The 13,214-nt window shown below is 54.2% G+C and carries 12 protein-coding genes; all 12 read right to left on the bottom strand.

The features are described 5' to 3' along the window. Positions 1 to 5: 5 nt before the first annotated feature. The 12 genes from atpG to U2W12_RS13925 all read right to left on the bottom strand — a co-directional run bounded on the left by atpG (position 6) and on the right by U2W12_RS13925 (position 12,986). Complete coding sequence (gene atpG, locus U2W12_RS13980) at positions 6 to 872, bottom strand: F0F1 ATP synthase subunit gamma (protein WP_326501308.1); 867 nt, start codon at positions 870 to 872, stop codon at positions 6 to 8. 12 nt (positions 873 to 884) lie between these two features. Then, positions 885 to 2,426 carry a F0F1 ATP synthase subunit alpha gene (gene atpA, locus U2W12_RS13975; RefSeq protein WP_326501307.1) on the bottom strand — a complete coding sequence of 514 codons (1,542 nt, stop codon included), beginning with the start codon at positions 2,424 to 2,426 and terminating at the stop codon, positions 885 to 887. Positions 2,427 to 2,438: 12 nt separating this feature from the next. Beyond that, on the bottom strand, positions 2,439 to 2,972 hold the full coding sequence (locus U2W12_RS13970) for a F0F1 ATP synthase subunit delta (RefSeq protein WP_326501306.1): 534 nt from the start codon (positions 2,970 to 2,972) through the stop codon (positions 2,439 to 2,441). Positions 2,973 to 2,983: 11 nt separating this feature from the next. Continuing rightward, positions 2,984 to 3,454, bottom strand: a complete 471-nt coding sequence (locus tag U2W12_RS13965; protein WP_326501305.1) for a F0F1 ATP synthase subunit B — start codon at positions 3,452 to 3,454, stop codon at positions 2,984 to 2,986. 42 nt (positions 3,455 to 3,496) lie between these two features. Further along, on the bottom strand, positions 3,497 to 3,766 hold the full coding sequence (gene atpE / locus U2W12_RS13960) for a F0F1 ATP synthase subunit C (RefSeq protein ID WP_198007969.1): 270 nt from the start codon (positions 3,764 to 3,766) through the stop codon (positions 3,497 to 3,499). A gap of 67 nt (positions 3,767 to 3,833) precedes the next feature. Further along, a complete protein-coding gene (atpB, locus tag U2W12_RS13955) occupies positions 3,834 to 4,610 on the bottom strand; it encodes a F0F1 ATP synthase subunit A (protein ID WP_326501304.1) in 777 nt (258 codons plus the stop codon). A gap of 22 nt (positions 4,611 to 4,632) precedes the next feature. Then, positions 4,633 to 4,992, bottom strand: a complete 360-nt coding sequence (locus U2W12_RS13950; protein WP_326501303.1) for an ATP synthase subunit I — start codon at positions 4,990 to 4,992, stop codon at positions 4,633 to 4,635. A 290-nt stretch (positions 4,993 to 5,282) separates the two neighbouring features. Continuing rightward, positions 5,283 to 6,596, bottom strand: coding sequence for a TolC family protein (locus tag U2W12_RS13945; RefSeq protein WP_326501302.1), 1,314 nt, complete (start codon positions 6,594 to 6,596; stop codon positions 5,283 to 5,285). Next, complete coding sequence (locus tag U2W12_RS13940; RefSeq protein ID WP_326501301.1) at positions 6,593 to 9,700, bottom strand: CusA/CzcA family heavy metal efflux RND transporter; 3,108 nt, start codon at positions 9,698 to 9,700, stop codon at positions 6,593 to 6,595. The genes U2W12_RS13945 and U2W12_RS13940 overlap by 4 nt, the downstream gene beginning before the upstream one ends. A gap of 10 nt (positions 9,701 to 9,710) precedes the next feature. Beyond that, on the bottom strand, positions 9,711 to 10,826 hold the full coding sequence (locus U2W12_RS13935) for an efflux RND transporter periplasmic adaptor subunit (protein WP_326501300.1): 1,116 nt from the start codon (positions 10,824 to 10,826) through the stop codon (positions 9,711 to 9,713). Positions 10,827 to 10,915: 89 nt separating this feature from the next. Next, entirely contained in the window at positions 10,916 to 12,322 is a 1,407-nt protein-coding gene (locus U2W12_RS13930) for a sensor histidine kinase N-terminal domain-containing protein (RefSeq protein WP_326501299.1), read from the bottom strand. Next, positions 12,312 to 12,986: a response regulator gene (locus U2W12_RS13925; RefSeq protein ID WP_326501298.1), complete on the bottom strand. Its 675-nt coding sequence runs from the start codon at positions 12,984 to 12,986 to the stop codon at positions 12,312 to 12,314. The genes U2W12_RS13930 and U2W12_RS13925 overlap by 11 nt, the downstream gene beginning before the upstream one ends. Between the last annotated feature and the right edge of the window lie 228 nt (positions 12,987 to 13,214).

Raw genomic sequence — 13,214 nt, 5'->3', positions numbered from 1 at the left:
TGGGCTTAAACAGCAGCAGCGCCGCCAACGATTTCTGAAATTTCTTGAGTAATGGCGGCTTGTCTGGCTTTGTTGTAGATCAACTGCAACTCACCGATCAAGTTTCCGGCATTATCCGACGCGCTTTTCATTGCGATCATTCTGGCTGCCTGTTCGCAGGCATTGTTTTCGACCAGCCCCTGATAAACCTTCGACTCGATATACCGGGTCAACAAATGATCCAGTACGTCCTTTGCATCCGGCTCATAGATATAATCCCAATGACCGCTCAGTTTTTCTTCGATTTCATCGGCGACGACCGGCAATAATTTTTCGACGGTCGGGCGCTGCGTCATCGTGTTCACGAATTCATTGCTGACCACATACAACTCATCGATCTTGCCTTCATCGTAGGCATCGAGCAAAATCTTGATGATGCCGATGATGTCATTCAAATGCGGCGCATCACCCAGCTTCGAAATCTGGCCTACCAATTGGACCTTTTTCAGATTGCTGAAAAAAACGGTCGCCTTGGTACCGATCGCGCACACATCGACGCCGACACCCGCCTTGTCCCATTCGGCCAACTGGCTCAGTGTCCTTCTGAACAAGTTCGAATTCAAACCGCCGCAGAGGCCGCGGTCCGAACTGATCACGATCACACCGATGCGTTTAACGTCGCGCTTCACCAGATACGAATGCTTGTACTCGGGATTCGCATGCGCTAGATGTTTGATGATCCGGCCGATCCGTTGCGAGTAGGGACGAGTCGCCTGCATTCTGTCTTTGGTCTTACGCATTTTACTCGCGGCGACCATTTCCATCGCGCGAGTGATCTTTTGAGTATTCTTGATACTCGCGATCTTGGTGCGTATTTCTTTGCCGACTGCCATTGGATGCGCCCTTTACCAGCTATGCGTTTTGACGAAAGTTTCGATCGCCGTCTGCAAGCCTTGTTCAATTTCCCCGTTCCAGTCGCCGGTTGCATTGATTTTGTCCATCAGCGCGGCGTGTTCGGTTTTCATGTACAACTGCAGCGCGGATTCGAAAGCCAATACCTTGTTTACTTCGACCGCATCCAGGAAGCCCTGATTCGCCGCAAACAACGAAACCGCCATTTGTGCGACCGACATCGGTGAATACTGGTTTTGCTTCATCAGTTCGGTAACGCGTTGACCACGTTCGATCTGCTTGCGGGTGCTTTCGTCGAGGTCCGATGCGAACTGCGCGAATGCCGCCAATTCACGGTACTGCGCGAGGTCAAGCCGGATGCCACCGCCGAGCTTCTTGATGATCTTGGTTTGCGCGGCGCCGCCGACCCGGGATACCGAAAGGCCGGCGTTAACCGCAGGACGGATGCCGGAGTTGAACAGGTTGCTTTCCAGGAAGATCTGGCCGTCGGTGATCGAAATCACGTTGGTCGGAACGAACGCGGAAACGTCGCCGCCTTGCGTTTCGATGATCGGCAACGCGGTCAATGAACCGGTCTTGCCTTTGACTTTGCCGCCGGTCAATTTTTCGACTTCATCCGCGTTGATGCGGGAAGCTCTTTCAAGCAAACGCGAGTGCAGATAGAACACGTCGCCTGGATATGCTTCACGTCCTGGCGGACGACGCAGCAACAGCGAAACCTGACGGTAGGCCCAGGCTTGTTTGGTTAAGTCGTCATAAATGATCAGCGCGTCTTCGCCGCGGTCTCTGAAAAATTCGCCCATCGCGCAACCGGTATAAGGCGCGATGAATTGCAGCGCGGCCGATTCGGAAGCCGATGCGGATACGATGATAGTATGTTCCATCGCGCCGTGCTCTTCGAGCTTGCGCACCACGTTCGCGATAGATGAACGTTTTTGGCCGATCGCGACGTAAATACATTTGATGCCGGTGCCTTTCTGGTTGATGATCGCATCAACCGCAATCGCGGTCTTGCCGGTTTGGCGGTCGCCGATGATCAATTCGCGCTGGCCTCGGCCGACAGGAATCATCGCATCGATCGATTTCAGACCCAATTGCACGGGCTGGCTGACCGATTGACGCGCGATAACGCCCGGCGCGATTTTTTCGATAGGGGAGGTCTCCTTCGTTTCGATCGCGCCCTTGCCGTCGATCGGTTTACCGAGCGCGTCCACGACGCGGCCCAATAACGCTTCACCGACCGGTACTTCCAGAATTTTACCGGTGCACTTGACCGTGTCGCCTTCGGAAATATGCTGATACGAACCCAACACCACCGCGCCAACCGAGTCACGCTCAAGGTTCAACGCCATGCCGTAGGTATTGCCCGGGAATTCGAGCATTTCGCCCTGCATTGCTTCGGACAAGCCGTGAATTCTGACGATGCCGTCGGTCACGCTGACTACGGTACCTTCGGTATGCGCTTCAGCGCCGAGATCGAAGCCTTCGATCTTCTTTTTAATTAGATCACTAATTTCAGATGGATTTAATTGCATTTTTTATCACTCTCACTGTAGCGCTTTTTGCATGTGTTGGAGTTGACCTTTAACCGACCCGTCGATCACCTTGTCGCCCGCGCGCACCAGAACGCCGCCGATCAATGATTTATCGACTGTCACGTTCATATTGACTTTCTTGCCTAGCCGTTTTTCCAATTTGGCGGAGAATACCTTCCGGCCTTCCTTGCTAAAATCATAAGCGGCATAGACGTCAACATCGAGGTAGCCTTCATCCTCTGCCTTGTATTCTTCGAAGATCTTCGCGATATGAGGAACCAGATTCAGCCGCCGATTTTGTACCAGCAACTTCAGAAAGTTGGCGCCTTCCGTGTCGATTTGACCTTCGGAAATACTGAGCATCAATTCCGATAAACGTTCGTTGCTGACTTTGGGATTATTAATAAATGCGGACAGGCTGCTGTCACTCAGAATAGACACCAAAAACGCCAATGCCTTTGACCATTTCTCGGACGAACCCGTCTCTTTGGCCCGTTTAAACACAGCCGCTGCATAAGGTCTCGCCAATGTTGCCAATTCGCTCATTCTGCTCGACCTTATAGTTTATCGGAGACTTTGCCGATGATGTCCTGATGCTTGGTTTTATCGATTTCCGCACCGAGAATCTGTTCCGCCGCACTGACCGCCAAAGCCGCCACCTCTTTACGCAGGGCTTCCTTGGTTTGTTCGATCTCCTGTTCGATCTGCGCCTTGGCCGCCTGAATCCGGCGCTCGGCTTCCTTGTTGGCGTTACCTTTGGACTCTTCGACGATCTCGTTCGCGCGCTTCTGCGCCAGCGTCACAATTTCCGAAGAGTGATCCTTCGCTTCCTTGATGATGTTTTTGGCTTTTTTCTCGGCCAGCTTCAAGTCTTCCTGACTTTTATCGGCCGCCGCCAAACCTTCGGAAATTTTCTTCTTGCGTTCTTCCAAAGAATTAAACAAAGGAGGCCAGATATACTTCATGGTAAACCATACCAGAAGCGCAAAGGTGATCATTTGTCCAATCAGAGTAGCATTGATACTCACGATGCGTTCCTCTTGTCGATTTTATGAAATGGTAGGCTCAACTTAGCCCGCAGCGGCGGCTTGCACGGCTGACAGGAACGGATTCGCGAAAGTGAAGAACAAAGCCAGACCGACGCCGATCATCGTTACCGCGTCCAAGAGACCCGCAACAACGAACATTTTAACTTGCAGCATAGGAACCATTTCCGGTTGACGCGCCGCGCCTTCCAGGAATTTGCCGCCCAGCAAGCCGAAACCGATCGCGGTTCCGAGTGCGCCCATGCCCAATACCAGACCCACTGCAATCGCAGTCATACCCTGCACATCAGCGATCAATTTTGCAATTTCCATGATACCTCCAAAGGTAAAAAGTTATAAGAACAGTTAAAGAGAATAAAGACTAATGATCTTCGTGCGCCATGCTCAGGTAGACGATCGTCAATACCATGAAAATGAATGCTTGCAGAGTGATGATCAGAATATGGAAAATCGCCCAAGGCAGACTGAGGATCGGCTGCACATAACAAGGCAGCAGCGCGATCAGGATGAAGATCAATTCGCCCGCATACAGGTTGCCGAATAACCGCAGCGCCAGCGAGATCGGCTTCGCGATTTCCTCAACCAGCTTCAAAAGTAGATTGAACGGCAGCAGCCACGGACCGAAAGGCTGAAACATCAGCTCCTTCGCGAAACCCCAAACGCCTTTGACCTTGATGCTATAGAAAATGATCAGCAAGAACACCGAAATCGACATCGCGAATGTCGCGTTCAAGTCGGTGCTCGGCACGACCCGAAGATATGGAATGCCCATCGCCTGACCGATCAGCGGCAGAATGTCGACAGGGAACAAGTCCATGAAGTTGAACATAAATACCCAACAGAAGATAGTCAGCGCCAACGGCGCGATCAACGCGCTCCTGCCGTGAAAACTGTCCTTGACCTGCTGATCGACAAACTCGATCATCATTTCGACAAAATTCTGCACAGGGCCAGGAATTCCGGCGGTCGCTTTTTCCGCGGCCGACTTGAAAAACCAGATGAACAATGCGCCGAGCAGGGCCGAAAAAAACAGGGTATCCAGATGCAGGGTCCAAAAGCCCTCGCCCGCACTCAACGGAGTCAAATGGTGGATGATATAGCCGGTTGCCCCTTCAGCCGCATGCGCTTCGGTTGCCATCGTTCCTCTCTCGTCAAAAATATCAGCGCATCAATAGCGCAAACCAAAAAACCGACAATGCCGTCAGGTAACCAACGAACAGCGGTAATAAATCTATGTCAGGGATTTGAAAAATCAGGACGAAAAATGCCGCCGTCAGCAACAGCTTACCTACTTCGCCGGTGTAAAATGATACGACGATCTTGCGCGCTTCCTGCCCGGTCGCCTTCTTAATCCTGTACGCAAAAAACAGGTTCGGAAAAAATGCCGCGGCTCCACCCAGAGCTACAGACAAAGCAGCCATTTTTCCGCCAGCGACGGCGAATCCGGCCGTCATCAGTATAATTATCAGAACTTGATAAAGCAGTATCTTGCTGACAGTAGACAATTTTCTATCTACCATTCAGTGCTCCAATCGATTTAGCTGGGAGATTATAACGGCCGAGGCATTTTAAATCAAGGCAGAATACGCGCGCGCTCGCGATAGCTGCTTATCCTCTCACCATGCAGGAAAATCAGCCCGCAACACAGCCTTAAATGTTGCCTACGGTAAGGACCGGAAGCTCCATGCAAAGCTGCATTGCTGTTACCGTAAGATGAATTTTTACTGGAGCGCGCAAGAAATCAGCAAGCCGCCATCATATCCATACTGCAATTTTCCGTGCAATGCACGGATCGATTCATTGTATTTTGTCAATTCAATTTGGTAAGCTGATTTTCGAACATGTGAGTCAATAAGCCGGAAGTCCGCAATACATCAAGTTCGGCTTCAATCTCCGACTGCATCAAGTCAAACTTGGTCAATAAGGTTTCAGTGCGCGAACGCGACGCATCGAGAAGTTCCAATAGACTGCCTTTGCCCAAACGATAGCTGGCTTCCCCCATATTCTTGAGATCCGGCAGTTTTGCAATCACATTCCGCTCAAAATTTGACCGGGTTTCTCGTCTGCGGATCAGCAACTCCACGGCTCGCTCGAGTTCTCCGTGCGTGCGTGCGACCGCCAGGTTATATTGAAGGATCGCCGCATGCTTCTCCGCATTGGCGCGCGCGATGGTTCCTTGCCCGCGATCAAAAATGGGCAGGTCGACTGCAACTCCGGCAAAACTGGTATTCCCGTAAGGCGCATCGGTAAATACCGTTCCCACCTGGACGGATGGCGTCGGCCAGCGTTCGCGCTTGGCGCGCGCCAAATCGGCATTCGCGGCAATCTCCCCCCGCCGAGTGGCCTCAATATCGGGATGTATCTTTTCGGCATCCGCCCAAAGCTTGTCGAGATCGGTCGGCACATTCAGACTGATCAAGTCGCCCTGTGCTTGCGGCTTCCAACCCGACAGACCCAGTAATACGCCCAAATCGGATGCCGTCGCCGACAAATTATTGCGAAACGTCTCACGCCGGGTCTCTACACTTTTTGCCTCGATTTCGATGCGAAGCAAATCGTACTGGCTGGCACTTCCCGCTTGCAGACGCCCGGAAACGATCCCGGAGAGATGTTCTATATACTGCGCTGTCTCATCGAGCACAGCAATACGTTGTCTATCGGCCAGTTGCTTGACAAACAACAGCCATTCTTCATAAATCAAGCCGACGGAATCGGCTGCGATTTCAGCCGCCGTCGCATCCGCTTTTTTTTCCGCCGCTTCAATGCGCTTACCACGCTGGCCGGCAATCAGCACCGGCACCTCCACTATCACCTGCTGCTGAACGTTGCCGTCGTACATCGTGTTACGACGACTCACGAGATCAAAGCGGCCATAGCTTAACCTGGGATTGGGCAATACGCCGGCCGCGACGACTCCGGCATCAGCCGCTTCGATACGCTGCTGTAATGCCGCATAGCGCGGGCTTTTCGCGCGCGTAATGTCCAGCAATTGCTGCATGGTCACCGTTTCGGGCAGGGACTGGGCATCGCCGGCCATGACCCGGCAAGATGCCATCGTGCCGAACATGAGGGCAAGGCCTATTGAGCTCAAGTTAAAATGAATTTTCCAAGCAAATCGTTTCATGTAGACTCCTCCGGCATGTCGTCAGCTTCTTCCGGACTGATCAGACGTTTCGGAGTAATGTAAGCATAGATGACCGGCAATACCAGCATCGCAACAAAGAAGGTAGTGAACATGCCGCCGACGATGACCACGGCAAAGGGTTGCTGGGTTTCGCTGCCGATGCCGGTCGAAACCGCCATTGGCAACAACCCCAGTAAGGCCAGCATCGAAGCCATCAGCACCGGCCGCAGCCGGTCCGCAGCGCCATTGATAATCGCATCGACCAAAGATTGGCCTTCGCGGCGGAGCTCCTCAGTCGCGCTCAGCACCAAAAGCCCCATTAATGACACCTGACCCAGCAGAGCGATAAAACCGATCGCCGCACTGACAGACAGCGGAATACCGGCCGCAAGCAGCAGAAATACACCGCCGGTCATCGCGAACGGCGTACACAGCAGAATCGCAATCGCGCTACGAGCCGACTGCAGGGCACCGTATAGCAAACCGAGCACAATCAACACCGCAATCGGCACTACGACCGCCAGCCGACCCATGGCTCTTTGCTGGTTTTCGAATTCGCCGCCCCAGACCAGAAAACTCCCTTCCTGGAGCGTCACTTTACCGTCAACGGCAACCATCGCATCGTGTACGACCGACCCCAGATCTCGGCCTTCGACATTGAACTTTAACGCCAAAAACCGGCGGTTGGCTTCGCGCTCGATCGAGGTTCTGCCGCGCTCAATGGGCATCGCGGCGACTTCACTCAGTGGAATTCGCGCCCCCGAAGGGGTCGGCAACTTCAGATTGCCGATTTGCTCTTTGTCGCTGCGCTCGCTGCTCGGCAGGATAGCCCGCACCGGCACCGGCCGCTCATTCTGCCAAAGTTCGGTGACAACCTTGCCGGCCAATCCTGTTTCGATCGTGTCCTGCGCCGCATCGATCGTAATGCCTTCACGCGCCAGCGCGGAACGGTCCAGATTGATTTGCAGTTGCGGCACAATGGATTCCCGATATAAGTCCAGGTCGATGACGCCGGGAATCGCCTTCAGCAGGTTTTTGGCCTGTTCAAGCGTCGCGCGCATTTTCTCCAGATCGGCGCCGTATATTTTCAAGACCACTTTGCCGCGCACGCCGCTGACGGCTTCCTCGACGTTATCCTTGATCGGCTGAGAGAAATTGAAGCGCACACCGGGTATAGCGACCAGGGACTCGCGCATCGCATTGACCAACTGCTCCTTGTGTAAACCTTCCCGCCATTGATCGTGCGGCTTCAGATGCACAAAGGTTTCACTCATATTGACGCCTTCGTTGTCGGTGCCGTCCTCGGAACGCCCTTGTTGACTGAGGATGCTTTTAACCTCGGGAAAGCGGAGCAGGCGTTCACGCATATCGAGCAAAATGCCCTGGCCTTTGGCAAGCGAGATGCTGGCCGGCATTTCCACGAACACATGCACGTCGCCTTCGTCCAACTCCGGCAAAAATTCACTGCCAAGTTTGCCGGCCGCCAGCGTTCCAGCCAACAATAACACTGCAGCAGCACCCAGAATCACCGGACGCCGATCGAGAGACCACGCCAGCGCACGACTGTACGCGCTCCGCAACCGTATAAGAAAACCCGGCTCCTCGATCATCGCATGCCGAGGTTGAATCAACGCCGCACAGAGCGCCGGGACCAAAGTCATCGCAAAGATCAAGCCACCACCCAACGCAAAACTGTAGGTTAGCGCCAAAGGCCGAAATATGCGCCCTTCGACCCGCTCCAAGGTAAAAACCGGCAGCAAAGCCGCAATGATGATCAGCATCGCGAAAAAGGTCGGCTTGGCCACGCTAAAGGCGGCGTCGACAATCAACTGCACCATTTCGCGATGATTTTTGGGATGACGGTGGCTGGCCTGATGAATCACGCTCTCGACCAATACCACGGCGCCGTCAAGAATGATGCCGAAGTCGATAGCCCCCATCGAAATCAAATTGGCAGGCATCTCCAACCGGTAAAGACCGATGAAGGCAACCAATAACGATAGCGGTATCACGCAGGCGACGATCAACGAGCCGCGGATGCTGCGCAGGAAAAGCCACACGACGCCGACCACCAGCAAAAATCCATGCAACAGGTTGTCGTAAACGGTATGCAGCGTATTATTGACCAGCTCGGTGCGATCCAGAAACGGCACCAGTTTCATCCCAGCCGGCAGGATGCGAGTATTCAGTTCCTCGATTTTTTCATGCACGCCTTCCAGCACGCGCGAAGGATTTTGCCCGCGGCGCAGCAAAACGATGCCTTCCACCGCTTCTTTCTGAACATCGAGCCCTACCGCGCCTTGGCGCGGGGTATAAGCCTGCACCAAACGGGCCACATCGCCTATCGTCAATGGCGTACCACCTTCGCTCTTCAAGACGATCTTTTTCACATCTTCCGGCGAGTTGAGGTAACCGACGCTGCGAATGACCATTTGTTGATCGCCGTGGCGCAGAAAACCCGCACCCACGTTCCGATTCGCACTGGCGATCGCGCGATTGACTTCATCCAGCGTCAGCCCGAAGGATTCCAGCCGAACCGGATCGATCTCGACATAGATCTCCTTATAATAACCGCCAAAGGTCAATACATCGGCCACACCCTGCACCTGACGCAGCACCCGCGAAACGTTCCATTCCATTTCCGAGCGCAGTTCATAAAGCGAATGGCGGTCGCTGGTCACCACAAATTTGTAGATTTCGCCCAACGGCGTGTAATCGGGCGCCAATACCGGCCTTACCGATTCGGGCAATTCGGCGCCGGTCATTCGCTCCGTAATCAGCGTGCGCGAATGGAAACTGTCGACGTCGTCCTCGAAGGTGATCGTGATCAATGACAAACCGAACAGACTCTGGCTGCGCATCTGCAACATGCCCGGCGAGCCATTGAGCGCCCGCTCCAGCGGCACGGTCACTTGCCTCTCCACCTCTTCGGGAGCATAACCCGGCATCAGGCTGATCACGGTGACCTGTGTATTGGTCACATCCGGGTAAGCTTCGATCGGCGTTTCCAGATAGGCATGAACGCCGAACAGCGCGACGATGGCGGTGATCACGATCGCGGCAACACGACGATGCACACAGGTGTCGATCAATAATCTGAGCACGATCAGCCCCCTACAAAAGCATCGCGGCTTCGCCGTCGATCAGCAACGCGCCGCCGACCACCACCCGTTCGCCGCCGGACAGGCCTTTCAGCACCGGCGTCAGGCCTTCGCGCGCCTGCCCGACCTGAACCGGACGAGCCTCGAAACGTCCGGGCGCGGTTTCGACATAAACTACGGTTTCCCGGCCGTCCTTAATCAAAACAGCCGCCGTAGGCAGCATGATACGGCTAGGCGCGGAGGCTTCGATGGTGACACGCGCATACATTCCCGGCCGTAAAGGTATTTTGGGGTTGTCCGCCTCGATGAACACCGAAGCCCGGCGCAACTCGGTCTGAATGGCGGCGCTTTCACCCACCACATGCCCACGAATGGGATCGGGGAACGACGCCAGCTCGATCACGGCCTTGGCGCCTTTTTCGACTAACAGTAGATCTTTTTCGAAGACGTCGGCAATAATCCAGGCCGCTGAAGGTTCGCCCAAATCGAACAACGGCGAGCCCGGCCCCACCGCGGCGCCGGTCGAAACATGCGCCTTCAGCACCGTACTGTCTATCGGCGCACGCACGACCACCTCGCCGGCGCTACCTTCGCCGAGCAGGCGCAAAAAATCGCGGCTGCGCTCCAATTCGGTGTCCGCTTGTTTAAGCTGGGTTTCCGCTTCCACCCGTTCAATTTCCAAGCCAACCCCGGTACGCTGCATTTCTAGTTGCCTTCTCAAATGATCGTCGGCGCGCGCCAGTTCCGCTTCCGCGCGGGTATAATCGGCGCGCATCTGCGCTGCTTCGCTGCTGACCAATGTCGCCAACGGGGCTCCGGCCTTGATTCTGTCGCCGGCTTGAACATAAACCTTACTCACGCGCCCGGCCACGACCGTACCTGCCGTGGAAATCGCTTGTGCGCGGAAATCCACCCGCGCCGGCGCCGTGATCGCACCGGCAATGACTTCCGGTTGCACTTCACGCACCACGATATAAGGAAGCGATTCGGGACGCAGTGAGACGGTGCGCTTGTCAGAGGCTGATGGCGGCGCTTTCTGCGCGCCTGGAGGAGAAGCCGATTCGTTGTGCCGTTCGCAGCCGATAACGGGCAGCAAAACAAGAGGGGCAATCAATAAGACAATTCGCATGAAGGTTCAATTTGGTAATGCCATGGGCTGGAGTGGTTTTAAGATAGCGTTAATATGCTATCAATTGAACCTTACATAAACCTGTCAGATCATCGCTTAAGCCTTCTCACGTCATCGGAGGCGACCGGAAACACAACCGTGACACGCGTCCCTGTTCCTTGAGGACCACACCCCATTTCGACCTGAGCGTTATGTAATTCCGCGATTTCTTTCACGATCGCGAGCCCCAGCCCGCAACCGTCTCCCGGGCTACCGGGAATCCGGTAAAAGCGCTCGAAAACCTTGTCGGTTTCGCTGGCTTGAATGCCGGGGCCGTTGTCTTCGACGCTCAACAGCACGCGGGGAGATGACCGGACCAGTACGTTGATCTGACCGCCCGCATTGCTGTAACGTATCGCATTATCCAGTAAATTGTTGATAGACTCGCGCAGCAGGGTAGCATCCGCCATCACATCGTGCGGCGCTCCCTGCGCCTCAAAGCCCAATTCAATGTTTCTTTCCAACGCCTTTGGAACCCACTCCATGCAACATTCGTACACCACCCCTTTTAAATCAACCCTTTCAAACTCGGCCATGTGGCTCGCCATGGATTCCGATCGCGCGAGCGTGAGCAACTGCGTGCTCAAATGCGCCACACGGTCGACCGCATTTTTGATCTGCCCCATTGTCAGCTTCATCGCTTCAAGATTGTCAGCCTGAAGCGCACGCTCCGCCTGTATTTTAAGCCCCGCCAAAGGGGTTCGTAATTGATGCGCGGCGTTTTCAATGAAGCGGCGCTGGCTCATCATCGCCGCTCCCAAACTTTGCAGCAAGGCGTTAATGGTGTGCGTCAGCGAATGCACCTCCAACGGCACGTCGTTATCGGGTATAGGGTAGAGATCCCTGGCGGACCTTTGAGAAATGGCGCCGGCAAGCTCCCTCAGAGGCTTGAGACCGCGTTTGACGCCGGTCCAGATATGAAGGCCGGTGATGATAACAAGCAAGAATTGGGGCACGACGACCGCCATTAAAATTTCGACCATCATGCTGCGACGCTTATTCAGGGTTTCCGCGACGGAAATCCGAACGGCTTCCGTACTGTTGGGCGGAATCGTCACCAGCGAGACGATTCTGACTTTTTTGCCTTGAATCTCGGCGTCGGTAAAATAAGGCTTTTGTTGATATGACATCGGCTGTGGAGGGCTGGGGAGCGCCTTGTCGCCGGCCATGAAACCCGACTTAAACGATTCCACTTTAAAAAAAGTTTCGTCAATTTCGTCCCAGCGGAAGACTTGCAAGGCGATGGGCGGCAATTCGAAGGTCACTTTATCTTGCCGCCCCTTCACTTGCTGGACCAGCGAACTTGCCGAATCCAGCAACCAGTAATCATAAGCAGTATTGGCGTAATGGAGAGCCACATAATAGGACACCGCGGCATCCAATAGAACCAGGACTAAGAGAGGAAGCGTCAGGCGCGCAAGCAACTGGATTCTGAGGCTCTTGGGTTTAGCCGCCATCGCCTAATTCCAACAGATAACCCAGTCCGCGGACGGTTCTGATTCTGACGCCGAATGGCTCAAGACGCCTGCGCAGACGATGAATATAGACTTCAATGGCATTGTCCGCCAACTCGTCGCCTCCGACCGTCAATCTCTGGACGATCATATCTTTACTGACCACGCGACCGACTTGCAATATCAATGCTTGCAGGACGCCATACTCCCTTGCCGGCATGAATATCGGCTTATCGTCCACTTTCAACTGTTGACCCAGGGTATCCAGAACCAGTCGTCCGACGACTATCTCATAATTAAACCCGCCGTAGCTTCGTCTAATCAATGCTCGCACCCGAGCTTCCAATTCCCTTAACTCAAAAGGCTTGGCCAGATAGTCGTCGGCACCCGATTCAAGACCGCTGACGCGATCGTTGAGCCCGCCTCTTGCGGTCAGAATCAGCACGGGGACGGTGGATTTACGCGCTCTCAACTGCTTCAAAATATCCTTGCCGTCGCAGTCCGGCAAGCCGAGGTCGAGGATGACCAAATCATACGCCTGGGTGTGTAGGGCCGCATTCGCATAGCGTCCCGTCATCGCCAGGGTTACGGAAAACCCCCAATCGCCGAGGCTGCCAGACAAGCCATCGGCTAATATTTGATCATCCTCGACAAGCAAAGCTCTCATCTAATAGCGAAGGTTGGGATATTTTAAAGGCGGTATATTGATACGATTCATGGAGGCGAAACGATTCGCGGTCGGTACGGACTTGCATCAAAACGATGATTCATAGGCGGTTCCGCCATCCACGCAGAATGATTCACTCACCCCTAGCCGATGCCACCAAAGGCTGGGACAGGCATCAAGGTGAAATCATCCTGCGCACCCGTCGCAAAGCCTAGGAACATGCCGAGC

This window comes from Methylomicrobium sp. Wu6 (genome assembly GCF_035916875.1).
GTDB lineage: Bacteria > Pseudomonadota > Gammaproteobacteria > Methylococcales > Methylomonadaceae > Methylomicrobium.
The sequence above is the reverse complement of the archived record's forward strand: the minus strand, read 5'-3'. Positions and strand labels throughout refer to the sequence as shown.